The sequence below is a fragment of the Pseudomonas sp. NFACC51 genome (assembly GCF_900103575.1).
GTDB classification, from domain to species: Bacteria; Pseudomonadota; Gammaproteobacteria; order Pseudomonadales; family Pseudomonadaceae; genus Aquipseudomonas; species Aquipseudomonas fluorescens_Q.
In genome coordinates, this window is sequence record NZ_FMXH01000026.1 from 1 (window position 1) to 16,377 (window position 16,377).

The 16,377-nt window shown below is 56.2% G+C and carries 13 protein-coding genes and 1 tRNA gene; all 14 read left to right on the top strand.

Features of this window, described 5'->3' with window-relative positions:
• Positions 1–651 (top strand): EF-Tu C-terminal domain-related protein (locus tag BLT00_RS30375; protein WP_139209667.1); only part of this gene is annotated, 651 nt, incomplete at its 5' end.
• 53 nt (positions 652–704) lie between these two features.
• Positions 705–780 (top strand) — tRNA-Trp (locus tag BLT00_RS30380).
• 45 nt (positions 781–825) lie between these two features.
• Positions 826–1,194 (top strand): preprotein translocase subunit SecE, encoded by a 369-nt coding sequence (secE, locus tag BLT00_RS30385; protein ID WP_003206102.1) that lies wholly within the window; start codon positions 826–828, stop codon positions 1,192–1,194.
• Positions 1,195–1,203: 9 nt separating this feature from the next.
• Positions 1,204–1,737, top strand: a complete 534-nt coding sequence (gene nusG / locus BLT00_RS30390) for a transcription termination/antitermination protein NusG (protein ID WP_003186097.1) — start codon at positions 1,204–1,206, stop codon at positions 1,735–1,737.
• Positions 1,738–1,854: 117 nt separating this feature from the next.
• Positions 1,855–2,286 carry a 50S ribosomal protein L11 gene (gene rplK / locus BLT00_RS30395; RefSeq protein WP_003176435.1) on the top strand — a complete coding sequence of 144 codons (432 nt, stop codon included), beginning with the start codon at positions 1,855–1,857 and terminating at the stop codon, positions 2,284–2,286.
• The gene (rplA, locus tag BLT00_RS30400) at positions 2,286–2,981 is read left to right on the top strand and encodes a 50S ribosomal protein L1 (RefSeq protein ID WP_003186095.1); all 696 of its coding nucleotides are present in this window, start codon (positions 2,286–2,288) and stop codon (positions 2,979–2,981) included. The genes rplK and rplA overlap by 1 nt, the downstream gene beginning before the upstream one ends.
• 199 nt (positions 2,982–3,180) lie before the next feature.
• Positions 3,181–3,681, top strand: coding sequence for a 50S ribosomal protein L10 (rplJ, locus tag BLT00_RS30405; RefSeq protein WP_003206099.1), 501 nt, complete (start codon positions 3,181–3,183; stop codon positions 3,679–3,681).
• Between the two features lie 78 nt (positions 3,682–3,759).
• On the top strand, positions 3,760–4,125 hold the full coding sequence (gene rplL / locus BLT00_RS30410; RefSeq protein WP_007970414.1) for a 50S ribosomal protein L7/L12: 366 nt from the start codon (positions 3,760–3,762) through the stop codon (positions 4,123–4,125).
• Positions 4,126–4,345: 220 nt separating this feature from the next.
• Positions 4,346–8,419 carry a DNA-directed RNA polymerase subunit beta gene (gene rpoB / locus BLT00_RS30415; protein WP_013694338.1) on the top strand — a complete coding sequence of 1,358 codons (4,074 nt, stop codon included), beginning with the start codon at positions 4,346–4,348 and terminating at the stop codon, positions 8,417–8,419.
• A gap of 64 nt (positions 8,420–8,483) precedes the next feature.
• Positions 8,484–12,683 (top strand): DNA-directed RNA polymerase subunit beta', encoded by a 4,200-nt coding sequence (gene rpoC / locus BLT00_RS30420; RefSeq protein WP_047230482.1) that lies wholly within the window; start codon positions 8,484–8,486, stop codon positions 12,681–12,683.
• Positions 12,684–12,899: 216 nt separating this feature from the next.
• Positions 12,900–13,271 carry a 30S ribosomal protein S12 gene (gene rpsL / locus BLT00_RS30425; protein ID WP_003186084.1) on the top strand — a complete coding sequence of 124 codons (372 nt, stop codon included), beginning with the start codon at positions 12,900–12,902 and terminating at the stop codon, positions 13,269–13,271.
• 102 nt (positions 13,272–13,373) lie between these two features.
• On the top strand, positions 13,374–13,844 hold the full coding sequence (gene rpsG / locus BLT00_RS30430; RefSeq protein WP_003186074.1) for a 30S ribosomal protein S7: 471 nt from the start codon (positions 13,374–13,376) through the stop codon (positions 13,842–13,844).
• 30 nt (positions 13,845–13,874) lie between these two features.
• A complete protein-coding gene (fusA, locus tag BLT00_RS30435) occupies positions 13,875–15,980 on the top strand; it encodes an elongation factor G (RefSeq protein ID WP_063324139.1) in 2,106 nt (701 codons plus the stop codon).
• A 31-nt stretch (positions 15,981–16,011) separates the two neighbouring features.
• A partial coding sequence (locus BLT00_RS30440) for a GTP-binding protein (RefSeq protein WP_175483407.1) occupies positions 16,012–16,377 on the top strand: 366 nt, incomplete at its 3' end.

A 16,377-nucleotide genomic window follows, 5' to 3' on the forward strand; every position in this document is an offset into this window, starting at 1 on the left:
CAAGACGACAACGAAATGGGCACCACTGCTGTCAAGAAGCTGGTGGAAACTCTGGACAGCTACATCCCAGAGCCAGAGCGTGCTATCGACAAGCCGTTCCTGATGCCAATCGAAGACGTATTCTCGATCTCCGGTCGCGGTACTGTTGTGACTGGTCGTGTTGAGCGTGGCATCGTCCGTATCCAGGAAGAAGTTGAGATCGTCGGTCTGCGCGACACTCAGAAAACTACCTGCACCGGCGTTGAAATGTTCCGCAAGCTGCTCGACGAAGGTCGTGCTGGCGAGAACTGCGGCGTGCTGCTGCGCGGCACCAAGCGTGACGACGTTGAGCGTGGCCAGGTTCTGGTCAAGCCAGGCACCGTCAAGCCGCACACCAAGTTCACCGCAGAAGTTTACGTTCTGAGCAAGGAAGAAGGCGGTCGTCACACTCCGTTCTTCAAAGGCTACCGTCCACAGTTCTACTTCCGTACAACTGACGTGACTGGTAACTGCGAGCTGCCAGAAGGCGTTGAAATGGTAATGCCAGGTGACAACATTCAGATGACTGTTACCCTGATCAAGACCATCGCGATGGAAGACGGTCTGCGTTTCGCTATCCGTGAAGGCGGTCGTACCGTCGGCGCTGGCGTCGTAGCCAAAGTCATCGAGTAAACAGTTGTAATGTCTTTTTCGGGCCGGCATAATGGTCGGCCTGATTTTGTTTTAGGTCAGTAGCTCAATTGGCAGAGCGACGGTCTCCAAAACCGTAGGTTGGGGGTTCGATTCCCTCCTGACCTGCCAGATTCACTCGGTGTGTCTGGCTTTCTTTTCACAGGATCTTCATAGATGACTCCTAAAGCTGAAGCTCAAGGCTCTCGCTTCGATCTGCTCAAGTGGCTAGTGGTAGTCGCTTTGGTGGTTATTGGCGTTGTTGGCAATCAGTATTATTCTGCTTCGCCGATCCTGTACCGCGTACTTGCATTGCTCGCCATTGCTGCTGTTGCTGCCTTTGTAGGCCTGCAGACAGCCAAGGGCAAGTCTTTCTTTGTACTCGCTAAGGAAGCTCGCACCGAGATTCGTAAAGTCGTATGGCCGACTCGCCAAGAAACCACGCAGACCACGTTGATCGTTGTGGCTGTTGTTCTGGTAATGGCGTTGCTGTTGTGGGGGCTCGATTCCCTGCTCGGCTGGCTTGTTTCCTTGATTGTTGGCTAAGGGTGTCCCGTGGCTAAGCGTTGGTACGTTGTGCATGCTTACTCGGGTTACGAGAAGCATGTCATGCGCTCGCTGGTAGAGCGCGTAAAGCTGGCTGGCATGGAAGATGGCTTCGGCGAGATTCTGGTCCCCACTGAAGAAGTGGTTGAGATGCGTAATGGCCAGAAGCGCAAAAGTGAACGTAAGTTCTTTCCGGGCTACGTGCTGGTGCAGATGGATATGAACGAAGGGACTTGGCACTTGGTCAAGGATACCCCTCGGGTGATGGGCTTTATTGGCGGTACCGCCGACAAGCCTGCGCCGATCACGGATAAAGAGGCAGAAGCGATTCTGCGTCGCGTCGCTGATGGTAGCGACAAGCCGAAGCCGAAGACACTGTTTGAGCCGGGTGAGGTTGTACGCGTCACCGACGGTCCATTCGCTGATTTTAACGGCACGGTTGAAGAAGTTAACTACGAAAAGAGCCGGATCCAAGTGGCAGTGCTCATTTTCGGTCGCTCTACTCCGGTAGAGCTAGAGTTCAGTCAGGTCGAAAAGGTCTGATTGAACAGGCATCCCAACCCCGCAGCCCAAGGCTGTGGGGTTTTGTCGTCACTGGGATAAACGCGCAAGTAACCGGGGAGCCTTTCGAGGCGTTCGAACCCGTAATTGGAGTGCCTCATGGCCAAGAAAATTACCGCTTACATCAAGCTGCAAGTGAAGGCCGCTCAGGCTAACCCAAGCCCACCTGTTGGTCCTGCCCTGGGTCAGCACGGCGTGAACATCATGGAATTCTGCAAGGCCTTCAACGCCCGTACTCAGGGTCTTGAGCCAGGTCTGCCGACTCCAGTGATCATCACTGTCTACAGCGACCGTAGCTTCACTTTCGAAACAAAAAGCACCCCAGCTTCGGTTCTGCTGAAGAAGGCTGCAGGTTTGACCAGCGGTTCCGCTCGTCCAAACACCGTTAAGGTTGGCACCGTTACCCGTGCTCAGCTGGAAGAAATCGCGAAAACCAAAAACGCGGATCTGACTGCAGCTGATATGGATGCAGCCGTGCGTACTATCGCCGGTTCTGCTCGTAGCATGGGCCTTAACGTGGAGGGTGTGTAATGGCTAAGCTGACCAAGCGTCAAAAGGCTATCGCCGGCAAAATCGAAGCAGGCAAGGCCTACAACTTTGTAGACGCCGCCGCTCTGCTGGCTGAGCTGTCGACTGTCAAGTTCAGCGAGTCGTTCGACGTTGCTGTGAACCTGGGCGTTGACCCACGTAAATCCGACCAGGTCGTTCGTAGCGCTACCGTGCTGCCACACGGCACTGGCAAGACCGTTCGTGTAGCTGTCTTCACCCAGGGCCCAGCAGCTGAAGCTGCTCTGGCTGCTGGTGCTGATCGCGTAGGCATGGACGATCTGGCTGCTGAAATGAAGGGCGGCGACCTGAACTATGACGTAGTGATCGCATCCCCGGATGCCATGCGCGTTGTAGGTCAGTTGGGTCAGATCCTCGGTCCACGTGGTCTGATGCCTAACCCTAAAGTCGGCACCGTAACGCCAGACGTAGCCACTGCGGTTAAAAACGCCAAGGCTGGTCAGGTTCGTTATCGCACCGACAAAAACGGCATCATCCACACTTCCGTTGGCAAGATCGGCTTCGATGCCGTCAAGCTGAAGGAAAACGTTGAAGCCCTGATCGCTGATCTGAAGCGTATCAAGCCAGCTTCTTCGAAAGGTATCTACGTCAAGCGCGTTACCCTGAGCACCACTATGGGCCCAGGTCTGGTTATCGATCAGAGCTCGCTCGACGCGTAAGACTCGGATTGGCGCAAGTAATTGCGCCAATCAAAAAAATTGGGGTCCCTGCCTGGCGGGGGCTGTCCAAGACCGTAGGCGACGCAAGTCTTAAACCACAAGCCTACGCAGATGGTGCTCCCGGTTCCTTACCGAATCAGACACCAAAACGACATTCGGTTTCGACCGGATGAAACGGTAACAAGCAGGAGTTAAACCCGTGGCAATTAAACTCGAAGACAAGAAGGCCATCGTCGCTGAAGTCAACGAGGCTGCCAAAGCTGCTCTGTCCGCTGTCGTGGCTGATGCCCGTGGCGTAACAGTAGGCGCTATGACCGGACTCCGTAAAGAGGCTCGTGAAGCTGGCGTTTATGTACGTGTTGTACGTAACACCCTGCTCAAGCGCGCTGTTGCTGACACTGAATACAGTGTCCTCAACGACGTGTTCACCGGCCCGACCTTGATCGCGTTCTCCACCCAACATCCTGGCGCTGCTGCCCGTTTGTTCAAGGAATTCGCCAAAGGTCAGGACAAGTTCGAGATTAAGGCAGCTGCGTTCGAGGGCAAGTTCCTCGCAGCTAACCAGATCGACGTACTGGCAACTCTGCCGACCCGTGACGAAGCAATTTCTCAGCTGATGAGCGTGATTCAAGGCGCAACCAGCAAGTTGGCTCGTACTCTGGCGGCACTGCGCGACCAGAAAGAAGCTGCCGCAGCCTAAGGCTCGACACTCCTTTTCGCGTTTTTTGTTTATTTCGATGGTCGCGTAGGCCGTCCCCCAATCCAGGAATTTAGAGTCATGTCTATCTCTCAAAACGATATCCTCGAAGCCGTTGGCAACATGTCCGTAATGGAAGTTGTTGAGCTGATCAAAGCTTTCGAAGAAAAATTCGGTGTTACCGCTGCTGCTGCTTCCGCTGGTCCAGCTGTTGCTGCTGCCGTTGCTGAAGAGCAAACCGAATTCAACGTCATGCTGACCGAAGCTGGCGAGAAGAAAGTAAACGTGATCAAGGCAGTACGTGAACTGACCGGTCTGGGCCTGAAAGAAGCCAAGGCTGTAGTTGACGGCGCTCCTGCCATGGTTCTGGAAGCTGTTGCCAAAGACGCAGCTGACAAAGCCAAGGCCGCTCTGGAAGAAGCAGGCGCTAAAGTCGAGCTGAAGTAAGCATCGACTTTGCGTCTCCAGCCCGAGCGTTAAGCGACAGGCTGATGGCTGGTGGCTCTTGCCACCGGCCTTTTTCCGTTATTGGCAGCCGACTGGGTCGGTGCCGATAGCGAGCTGTAACCACCCTATGTGGTGGCGCAAACCATGGGGTTTGCACGATTTTCTGGCTGCTCCCGTCGGGAGGGGCCAAACAAGCAGGTGACCAAGCTGGGGAACGCTGATGGCTTACTCATATACTGAGAAAAAACGTATCCGCAAGGACTTTAGCAAGTTGCCGGACGTCATGGATGTGCCGTACCTCCTGGCCATCCAGCTGGATTCGTATCGTGAATTCTTGCAAGCGGGAGCGACTAAAGATCAGTTCCGCGACGTGGGCCTGCATGCGGCCTTCAAATCCGTTTTCCCGATCATCAGCTACTCCGGCAATGCTGCGCTGGAGTACGTCGGTTATCGCCTGGGCGAACCGGCATTTGATGTCAAAGAATGCGTATTGCGCGGTGTTACTTACGCCGTACCTTTGCGGGTAAAAGTGCGCCTGATCATTTTCGACAAAGAATCGTCGAACAAAGCGATCAAGGACATCAAAGAGCAAGAAGTCTACATGGGTGAAATCCCCCTGATGACTGAGAACGGTACCTTCGTAATCAACGGTACCGAGCGTGTAATCGTTTCCCAGCTGCACCGTTCTCCGGGCGTGTTCTTCGACCACGACCGTGGCAAGACGCACAGCTCCGGCAAACTGCTTTACTCCGCGCGCATCATTCCTTACCGCGGTTCGTGGTTGGACTTCGAGTTCGACCCGAAAGACTGCGTATTCGTGCGTATCGACCGTCGTCGCAAGCTGCCTGCATCGGTACTGCTGCGCGCGCTCGGCTATACCACCGAAGAAGTGCTGGACGCGTTCTACACCACCAACGTTTTCCATGTGCAAGGTGAAAACCTCAGCCTGGAACTGGTGCCTCAGCGCCTGCGCGGTGAAATCGCTGTCCTCGATATCCAGGATGACAAAGGCAAGGTTATTGTCGAGCAGGGTCGTCGTATCACCGCTCGCCACATCAACCAGTTGGAAAAAGCCGGGATCAAAGAGCTGCAGGTACCTCTGGACTACGTCCTGGGGCGCACCACGGCCAAGGTCATCGTGCATCCGGCCACCGGCGAAATCCTGGCAGAGTGCAACACCGAGCTGAACACCGAGATCCTGGCAAAAATCGCCAAGGCCCAGGTCGTTCGCATCGAGACGCTGTACACCAACGACATCGACTGCGGTCCGTTCATCTCCGACACGCTGAAGATCGACTCCACCGGCAACCAGCTGGAAGCCCTGGTCGAAATCTATCGCATGATGCGTCCTGGCGAGCCGCCAACCAAGGATGCCGCCGAGACCCTGTTCAACAATCTGTTCTTCAGCCCTGAGCGCTATGACCTGTCTGCGGTCGGCCGGATGAAGTTCAACCGTCGTATCGGTCGTACCGAAATCGAAGGTTCGGGTGTACTGAACAAGGACGACATCGTTGCTGTCCTCAAGACCCTGGTCGATATCCGTAACGGCAAGGGCATCGTCGATGACATCGACCACCTGGGTAACCGTCGTGTTCGCTGCGTAGGCGAAATGGCCGAGAACCAGTTCCGTGTTGGCCTGGTGCGCGTAGAGCGTGCGGTCAAGGAACGTCTGTCGATGGCTGAAAGCGAAGGCCTGATGCCGCAAGACCTGATCAACGCCAAGCCTGTGGCTGCGGCGGTGAAGGAGTTCTTCGGTTCGAGCCAGCTGTCCCAGTTCATGGACCAGAACAACCCGCTGTCCGAGATCACCCACAAGCGTCGTGTCTCCGCACTCGGCCCGGGCGGTCTGACCCGTGAGCGTGCCGGCTTCGAAGTTCGTGACGTACACCCGACGCACTACGGTCGTGTATGCCCGATCGAAACGCCGGAAGGTCCGAACATCGGTCTGATCAACTCCCTGGCTGCCTATGCGCGCACCAACCAGTATGGCTTCCTCGAGAGCCCGTACCGTGTGGTGAAAGACGCCCTGGTTACGGACGAGATCGTGTTCCTGTCCGCCATCGAAGAAGCTGATCACGTGATCGCTCAGGCTTCGGCCACGATGAACGACAAGAAGGTCTTGGTCGACGAGCTGGTAGCTGTTCGTCACTTGAACGAGTTCACCGTCAAGGCGCCGGAAGACGTCACCTTGATGGACGTATCGCCGAAGCAAGTAGTTTCGGTTGCAGCGTCGTTGATCCCGTTCCTCGAGCACGACGACGCCAACCGTGCGTTGATGGGTTCGAACATGCAGCGTCAAGCTGTACCAACCCTGCGTGCCGACAAGCCGCTGGTAGGTACCGGTATGGAGCGTAACGTTGCCCGTGACTCCGGCGTTTGCGTCGTGGCTCGTCGTGGTGGCGTAATCGACTCCGTCGACGCCAGCCGTATCGTGGTTCGTGTTGCCGATGACGAAGTTGAAACTGGCGAAGCCGGTGTCGACATCTACAACCTGACCAAATACACCCGCTCCAACCAGAACACCTGCATCAACCAGCGTCCGCTGGTGAGCAAGGGTGATCGGGTTCAGCGCAGCGACATCATGGCCGACGGTCCGTCCACCGATATGGGTGAACTGGCGTTGGGTCAGAACATGCGCATCGCGTTCATGGCATGGAACGGCTTCAACTTCGAAGACTCCATCTGCCTGTCCGAGCGTGTGGTTCAGGAAGACCGCTTCACCACGATCCACATCCAGGAACTGACCTGTGTGGCCCGTGACACCAAGCTTGGCCCAGAGGAAATCACTGCGGACATCCCGAACGTGGGTGAAGCTGCACTGAACAAGCTGGACGAAGCCGGTATCGTTTATGTGGGTGCTGAAGTAGGCGCAGGCGACATCCTGGTGGGCAAGGTCACTCCGAAAGGCGAGACCCAGCTGACTCCGGAAGAAAAACTGCTGCGTGCCATCTTCGGTGAAAAAGCCAGCGACGTTAAAGACACCTCCCTGCGTGTGCCTACTGGCACCAAGGGTACGGTCATCGACGTACAAGTCTTCACTCGCGACGGCGTTGAGCGTGATGCTCGTGCACTGTCGATCGAGAAGACTCAGCTCGACGAGATCCGCAAGGACCTGAACGAAGAGTTCCGTATCGTCGAAGGGGCAACTTTCGAGCGTCTGCGCTCCGCTCTGGTCGGCCACAAAGCCGAAGGCGGCGCCGGCCTGAAGAAAGGTCAGGAAATCACCGACGAAGTTCTCGACGGTCTTGAGCATGGCCAGTGGTTCAAACTGCGCATGGCTGAAGATGCTCTGAATGAGCAGCTCGAGAAGGCCCAGGCCTATATCGTTGATCGCCGCCGTCTGCTGGACGACAAGTTCGAAGACAAGAAGCGCAAACTGCAGCAGGGCGATGACCTGGCTCCAGGCGTGCTGAAAATCGTCAAGGTTTACCTGGCAATCCGTCGTCGCATCCAGCCGGGCGACAAGATGGCCGGTCGTCACGGTAACAAAGGTGTGGTCTCCGTGATCATGCCGGTTGAAGACATGCCGCACGATGCCAATGGCACCCCGGTCGATGTGGTCCTCAACCCGTTGGGCGTACCTTCGCGTATGAACGTTGGTCAGATCCTTGAGACCCACCTGGGCCTCGCGGCCAAGGGCTTGGGCGAGAAGATCAACCGTATGATCGAAGAGCAGCGCAAGGTCGCTGACCTGCGTAAGTTCCTGCACGAGATCTACAACGAGATCGGCGGTCGCAACGAAGAGCTGGACACCTTCTCCGACCAGGAAATCCTGGATCTGGCGAAGAACCTGCGCGGCGGCGTTCCAATGGCTACTCCGGTGTTCGACGGTGCCAAGGAAAGCGAAATCAAGGCCATGCTGAAACTGGCTGACCTGCCAGAAAGCGGCCAGATGCAGCTGTTCGACGGCCGTACCGGCAACAAGTTCGAGCGCCCGGTTACCGTTGGCTACATGTACATGCTGAAGCTGAACCACTTGGTAGACGACAAGATGCACGCTCGTTCTACCGGTTCTTACAGCCTGGTCACCCAGCAGCCGCTGGGTGGTAAGGCGCAGTTCGGTGGTCAGCGTTTCGGGGAGATGGAGGTCTGGGCACTGGAAGCGTACGGTGCTGCATACACTCTGCAAGAAATGCTCACAGTGAAGTCGGACGATGTGAACGGCCGGACCAAGATGTACAAAAACATCGTGGACGGCGATCACCGTATGGAGCCGGGCATGCCCGAGTCTTTCAACGTGTTGATCAAGGAAATTCGTTCCCTCGGCATCGATATCGATCTGGAAACCGAATAACACGTGACGCGAATCGAGAGCGGGGCTGTCTTGCCCGCTCTCTGCTCCGCCAGGAGGAAAGGCCTTGAAAGACCTACTGAATTTGCTGAAAAACCAGGGTCAAGTCGAAGAGTTCGACGCCATCCGTATTGGATTGGCATCGCCTGAGATGATCCGTTCGTGGTCGTTCGGTGAAGTTAAAAAGCCGGAAACCATCAACTACCGTACGTTCAAACCCGAACGTGACGGCCTGTTCTGCGCCAAGATCTTTGGCCCGGTCAAGGATTACGAGTGCCTGTGCGGTAAGTACAAGCGCTTGAAGCACCGTGGTGTGATCTGCGAGAAGTGCGGCGTTGAAGTCGCGCTGGCAAAAGTTCGTCGTGAGCGCATGGCGCACATCGAACTGGCCTCGCCGGTTGCCCACATCTGGTTCCTGAAATCGCTGCCGTCCCGTATCGGCCTGCTGATGGACATGACCCTGCGTGATATCGAACGCGTTCTCTACTTCGAGAGCTATGTCGTTATCGATCCAGGCATGACCACCCTTGAAAAAGGTCAGTTGCTCAACGACGAACAGTACTTCGAAGCACTGGAAGAGTTCGGCGACGATTTCGATGCCCGCATGGGTGCCGAAGCTGTCCGCGAACTGCTGCACGCTATCGACCTGGAGCACGAGATTGGCCGTCTGCGCGAAGAAATTCCGCAAACCAACTCCGAAACCAAGATCAAGAAGCTGTCCAAGCGTCTGAAGTTGATGGAAGCCTTCCAGGGTTCCGGCAACCTGCCAGAGTGGATGGTGCTGACCGTTCTGCCGGTTCTGCCGCCAGACCTGCGTCCACTGGTTCCGCTCGATGGCGGTCGTTTCGCGACTTCCGACCTCAACGACCTGTATCGTCGAGTGATCAACCGTAACAACCGCTTGAAGCGCCTGCTCGATCTGTCCGCTCCGGACATCATCGTGCGCAACGAAAAGCGTATGTTGCAGGAAGCGGTCGACGCACTGCTCGACAACGGTCGTCGTGGCCGCGCTATCACCGGTTCCAACAAGCGTCCTCTGAAATCCCTGGCTGACATGATCAAGGGTAAGCAGGGTCGTTTCCGTCAGAACTTGCTCGGTAAGCGTGTTGACTACTCCGGTCGTTCGGTAATTACCGTTGGCCCGACCCTGCGTCTGCACCAGTGCGGTCTGCCTAAGAAAATGGCCTTGGAGCTGTTCAAACCGTTCATTTTCGGCAAGCTGGAAATGCGTGGTCTTGCGACCACCATCAAAGCGGCCAAGAAGATGGTCGAGCGCGAGCTGCCAGAGGTCTGGGACGTTCTCGCTGAAGTGATTCGCGAACACCCGGTTCTGCTCAACCGTGCACCGACCCTTCACCGTCTGGGTATCCAGGCGTTTGAACCGGTACTGATCGAAGGCAAGGCTATCCAGCTGCACCCGCTGGTCTGTGCTGCGTACAACGCCGACTTCGACGGCGACCAGATGGCCGTGCACGTACCGCTGACACTGGAAGCCCAGCTGGAAGCGCGTGCGTTGATGATGTCGACCAACAACATCCTGTCGCCAGCCAACGGTGAGCCAATCATCGTTCCGTCGCAGGACGTTGTATTGGGTCTGTACTACATGACGCGTGAAGCGATCAACGCCAAGGGCGAAGGTCGTGTGTTCGCCGATCTGCAGGAAGTTGACCGTGTGTTCCGTGCCGGCGAAGCCGCACTGCATGCCAAGGTCAAAGTGCGGATCAACGAAACCGTGAACGATCGTGATGGCGGCAGCGTGACCAACACCCGTATCGTCGACACCACCGTCGGCCGTGCGCTGTTGTTCCAGGTTGTGCCAAAAGGTCTGTCCTTCGACGTCGTCAACCTGCCGATGAAGAAAAAGGCGATCTCCAAGCTGATCAACCAGTGCTATCGCGTGGTTGGTCTGAAAGAGACCGTGATCTTCGCTGACCAGTTGATGTACACCGGTTTTGCCTATTCGACCATTTCCGGCGTTTCCATCGGTGTTAACGACTTCGTTATCCCGGATGAAAAAGCCCGCATCATCGGCGCCGCTACCGAAGAAGTGAAAGAGATCGAAAGCCAGTACGCCTCCGGCCTGGTAACCCAGGGCGAGAAGTACAACAAGGTGATCGACCTCTGGTCCAAGGCGAACGACGAAGTCTCCAAGGCGATGATGGCCAACCTCTCGAAAGAGAAAGTCATCGACCGTCATGGCAACGAAGTCGACCAGGAATCCTTCAACTCGATGTACATGATGGCCGACTCGGGCGCACGGGGTTCTGCTGCGCAGATCCGTCAGCTCGCCGGTATGCGTGGCCTGATGGCCAAGCCGGACGGCTCCATCATCGAGACCCCGATTACCGCGAACTTCCGTGAAGGCTTGAGCGTACTCCAGTACTTCATCTCCACTCACGGTGCTCGTAAGGGTCTTGCGGATACCGCCTTGAAAACGGCGAACTCCGGTTACCTGACTCGTCGTCTGGTAGACGTTGCCCAGGATCTGGTCGTGACCGAGATCGATTGCGGCACCGAACATGGCCTGGTAATGACTCCGCACATTGAAGGCGGTGACGTTGTAGAGCCGTTGGGTGAGCGCGTATTGGGTCGTGTCATCGCCCGTGACGTATTCAAGCCGGGCACCGAGGACGTGATCGTTCCTGCGGGCACCCTGGTTGACGAGAAGTGGGTCGAGTTCATCGAGCTCAATAGCATCGACGAAGTGATCGTACGTTCGCCGATCAGTTGCGAAACGCGCTACGGCATCTGCGCCAAGTGCTACGGTCGCGACCTGGCACGTGGTCACCAGGTGAACATCGGTGAAGCGGTCGGCGTTATCGCTGCCCAGTCCATCGGTGAGCCGGGTACCCAGCTGACGATGCGTACGTTCCACATCGGTGGTGCGGCAAGCCGGACCTCCGCGGCCGACAGCGTTCAGGTGAAGAATGGCGGTACCGTCCGTCTGCACAACCTGAAGCACGTCGAGCGAGTGGATGGTCACCTGGTTGCTGTGTCCCGTTCCGGTGAGCTGGCCATCGCCGACGACTTCGGTCGCGAGCGCGAGCGCTACAAGCTGCCGTACGGTGCTGTGATTTCGGTGAAGGAAGGCGACAAGGTCGACGCTGGTGCCATCGTGGCCAAGTGGGACCCGCACACTCACCCGATCGTTACCGAAATGAAAGGTACCGTGACCTACGTGGGCATGGAAGAAGGCATCACGATCAAGCGTCAGACCGACGAATTGACCGGTATGACCAACATTGAAGTACTCGATGCGAAAGATCGTCCAGCTGCCGGCAAGGACATCCGTCCTGCTGTGAAGATGGTCGACGACAACGGCAAGGATCTGTTGCTGCCAGGCACTGACGTAATCGCTCAGTACTTCCTGCCAGCCAACGCCCTGGTCGGTGTTGCGGACGGTGCGCGGATCGCGATCGGTGATGTTATCGCTCGTATTCCGCAGGAAACTTCGAAGACCCGCGACATCACCGGTGGTCTGCCGCGTGTTGCCGACTTGTTCGAAGCTCGTCGTCCGAAAGAAGCCTCGATTCTGGCTGAAGTCAGCGGCACCATCGCGTTCGGTAAAGAGACCAAGGGCAAGCGTCGCCTGGTCATTACACCGAACGACGGTAGCGATCCGTACGAAGAGCTGATTCCGAAGTGGCGTCACCTGAACGTCTTCGAGGGCGAACAGGTAAACCGCGGCGAAGTTATCTCGGACGGTCCGAGCGATCCACACGACATCCTGCGTCTGCTGGGTGTGAGTGCGCTCGCCAAGTACATCGTGAACGAGATCCAGGACGTTTACCGTCTGCAAGGCGTGAAGATCAACGACAAGCACATCGAGACCATCCTGCGTCAGATGCTGCGTAAGGTCGAGATCGCTGAATCCGGCGACTCGAGTTTCATCAAGGGCGACCAGATGGAACTGACTCACGTACTGGTGGAAAACGAGCGCCTGGCGACCGAAGACAAGTTTGTCTCCAAGTTCACTCGCGTGCTGCTGGGTATCACCAAGGCGTCGTTGTCCACCGAATCGTTCATCTCGGCGGCTTCCTTCCAGGAAACCACCCGCGTACTGACCGAAGCGGCGGTAACCGGCAAGCGCGATTACCTGCGCGGCCTGAAAGAAAACGTGGTCGTGGGTCGTCTGATCCCGGCCGGTACCGGTTTGGCCTATCACAGCGAACGCAAGCGTCGCCGTGATGCTGACAAGCCGCTGCGCGTAAGCGCCAGTGAAGTGGAAGCTGCACTGACCGAAGCACTGAACTCGAGTGGTAACTGAGTTCTGCGGTAATTGAGTGCCTGGCCCTGGTCGCCCCGTTCGGCGGATCGAGACAAATTGTCGAGATCCGGCGGGCGGGGAGGTCGGGGCCTTGCCTTGACTGGGGACAAGATCCTCTTTAGACTCTTGATCCCCTAAATTTGGCGGGAATTCGTTCCTGCCATTTTGCTTTTCTTGTAAGACAATAGCGTCGCAAGACAACAGTGGAGCTAGTAGATGGCAACTATCAACCAGCTGGTACGTCAGCCGCGTAAGCGTATCGTCGAGAAATCCGACGTGCCTGCGCTGCAGAACTGCCCGCAACGTCGTGGCGTATGCACCCGTGTGTATACCACCACGCCGAAAAAACCTAACTCGGCACTGCGTAAAGTATGCCGTGTGCGTCTGACCAACGGTTTCGAGGTTTCCTCGTACATCGGCGGTGAAGGCCACAACCTGCAAGAACACAGCGTGGTCCTGATCCGCGGCGGTCGTGTAAAAGACTTGCCAGGTGTTCGTTACCACACCGTTCGCGGCTCTTTGGATACTTCCGGCGTTAAAGGTCGTAACCAAGGTCGTTCGAAGTACGGTACCAAGCGTCCGAAATAATCGGCCGTTTAGCAGTTTTTAATTTTATTGAGTCGATAAGAGTAAGGTCGGGCACGCATCCGCTGTCCCGGGCTAACCTGAAGACCGTTTGAGGGCTTATCAATGCCAAGACGTCGCGTAGCAGCCAAACGTGAGATTCTGGACGATCCGAAATACGGAAGCCAGATTCTCGCCAAGTTCATGAACCACGTAATGGAAAGCGGCAAGAAAGCCGTTGCCGAGCGTATCGTTTATGGCGCACTGGACAAAGTTAAGGAACGCAAGAACAGCGATCCCCTGGAAATCTTCGAGAAAGCTCTCGACGCCATCGCTCCGCTGGTCGAAGTGAAGTCGCGCCGTGTAGGCGGTGCTACTTACCAGGTTCCGGTCGAAGTTCGTCCGTCCCGTCGTAACGCCCTGGCAATGCGCTGGCTGGTAGACTTCGCCCGCAAGCGCGGCGAGAAGTCCATGGCTCTGCGTTTGGCTGGTGAACTGTTGGACGCTGCTGAAGGTAAAGGTGCTGCAGTTAAGAAGCGTGAAGACGTGCACCGCATGGCTGAAGCCAACAAGGCTTTCTCGCACTACCGCTTCTAATTTTAGCGTCACTCAATTTGCGAGGGCTTTATGGCTCGTACTACACCGATTAACCGCTACCGTAACATCGGTATCGTTGCTCACGTGGATGCTGGTAAAACCACCACCACCGAGCGCGTCCTTTTTTACACCGGCAAGAGTCACAAAATGGGCGAGGTGCATGACGGCGCCGCGACCACAGACTGGATGGTGCAGGAGCAGGAGCGTGGTATTACCATTACTTCTGCTGCTATCACCGCCTTCTGGAAAGGTTCCGAGAAGCAGTACGCGCACGAGCACCGTTTCAACGTTATCGATACCCCGGGCCACGTAGACTTCACCATCGAAGTTGAACGTTCCCTGCGTGTACTCGACGGCGCTGTCGTTGTGTTCTGTGGTACTTCGGGTGTTGAGCCTCAGTCGGAAACCGTATGGCGTCAAGCCAACAAATACGGCGTTCCACGTCTTGTTTACGTAAACAAGATGGACCGTGCTGGTGCCAACTTCCTGCGCGTGATCGCTCAGATCAAGCAGCGTCTGGGTCACACTCCGGTGCCTATCCAGTTGGCTATTGGTTCGGAAGACAACTTCCAGGGCCAGATCGACCTGATCAACATGCAAGCGGTTTACTGGAATGACTCCGACAAGGGCATGGTCCCTGTTCGCAAGGAAATTCCTGCCGAGCTGTTGGAAGAAGCCGAGCAATGGCGCAGCAACATGGTCGAGGCTGCGGCCGAAGCCAGCGAAGAGCTGATGAACAAGTACCTCGAAGGTGAAGAGCTCACCAACGAGGAAATCAAGGCCGCTCTGCGTCAGCGTACTATCGCTGGTGAGATCGTTCTGGCTGTTTGCGGTTCTTCCTTCAAGAACAAGGGTGTTCCCCTGGTTCTCGACGCCGTTATCGACTTCCTGCCTGCTCCAACCGACATTCCTGCTATCAAGGGTTCCAACCCGGATAACGAGGAAGAGGAAATGGAGCGTCACGCAAGTGATGACGAGCCGTTCGCGGCTTTGGCGTTCAAGATCGCTACCGACCCATTCGTGGGTACCTTGACCTTTGTTCGAGTTTACTCGGGCGTGTTGGCCTCCGGCGACGGCGTGATCAACTCGGTAAAAGGCAAGAAAGAGCGTGTGGGTCGTATGGTGCAGATGCACGCAAACGCCCGCGAAGAAATCAAGGAAGTGCGCGCTGGCGACATCGCGGCCTTGATCGGCATGAAGGACGTCACCACCGGTGAAACTTTGTGCAACGCTGACAAGCCAATCATCCTGGTTCGCATGGACTTCCCGGAGCCGGTTATTTCGGTTGCCGTTGAGCCTAAGACCAAGGACGACCAGGAAAAAATGGGTATCGCTCTGGGCAAGCTTGCTCAGGAAGACCCGTCTTTCCGCGTCAAGACTGATGAAGAGACTGGTCAAACGATCATCTCCGGCATGGGCGAGTTGCACCTGGACATCCTGGTTGATCGGATGCGCCGTGAGTTCAACGTCGAAGCCAACATCGGTAAGCCTCAGGTTTCCTATCGTGAGCGCATCACGAAGAGCTGTGAAATCGAAGGCAAGTTCGTTCGCCAGTCCGGCGGTCGTGGCCAGTTCGGTCACTGCTGGATTCGTTTTGCACCGGCTGACGAAGGTCAGGAAGGTCTGCAATTCCTGAACGAAGTCGTAGGTGGTGTGGTTCCTAAGGAATACATCCCGGCGATCCAGAAGGGTATCGAAGAGCAGATGAAGAACGGCGTTGTCGCCGGCTATCCGCTGATCGGCCTGAAGGCGACTGTGTTCGATGGTTCTTACCATGACGTCGACTCCAACGAGATGGCGTTTAAGGTGGCTGCCTCCATGGCAACCAAGCAGCTGGCCCAGAAGGGTGGTGGTGAGTTGCTTGAGCCGATCATGGCGGTGGAAGTCGTTACGCCTGAAGACTACATGGGTGATGTCATGGGCGACCTTAACCGTCGTCGTGGCATGATTCTGGGTATGGAAGATACGGTTTCCGGCAAAGTGATTCGTGCTGAGGTCCCGTTGGGTGAGATGTTCGGTTACGCGACCGACGTTCGTTCCATGTCTCAGGGTCGCGCAAGCTACTCTATGGAATTCAAAAAATACAATACAGCTCCGTCGCATATCGTCGAGACTGTTACCAAAAAGCAAGGCTGATTCAGCCCCTTTAAGCTAGGAGTTAATTGTCGTGGCTAAAGAAAAATTTGAACGGAACAAACCGCACGTCAACGTTGGCACCATCGGTCACGTTGACCACGGTAAAACCACGCTGACCGCTGCTCTGACCCGTGTCTGCTCCGAAGTTTTCGGTTCGGCCAAGGTTGACTTCGACAAGATCGACAGCGCCCCGGAAGAGAAAGCTCGCGGTATCACCATCAACACCGCTCACGTTGAATACGATTCGGCCGTGCGTCACTACGCACACGTTGACTGCCCAGGTCACGCCGACTACGTAAAAAACATGATCACCGGTGCTGCCCAGATGGACGGCGCGATCCTGGTTTGCTCGGCCGCTGATGGTCCGATGCCACAAACCCGTGAGCACATCCTGCTG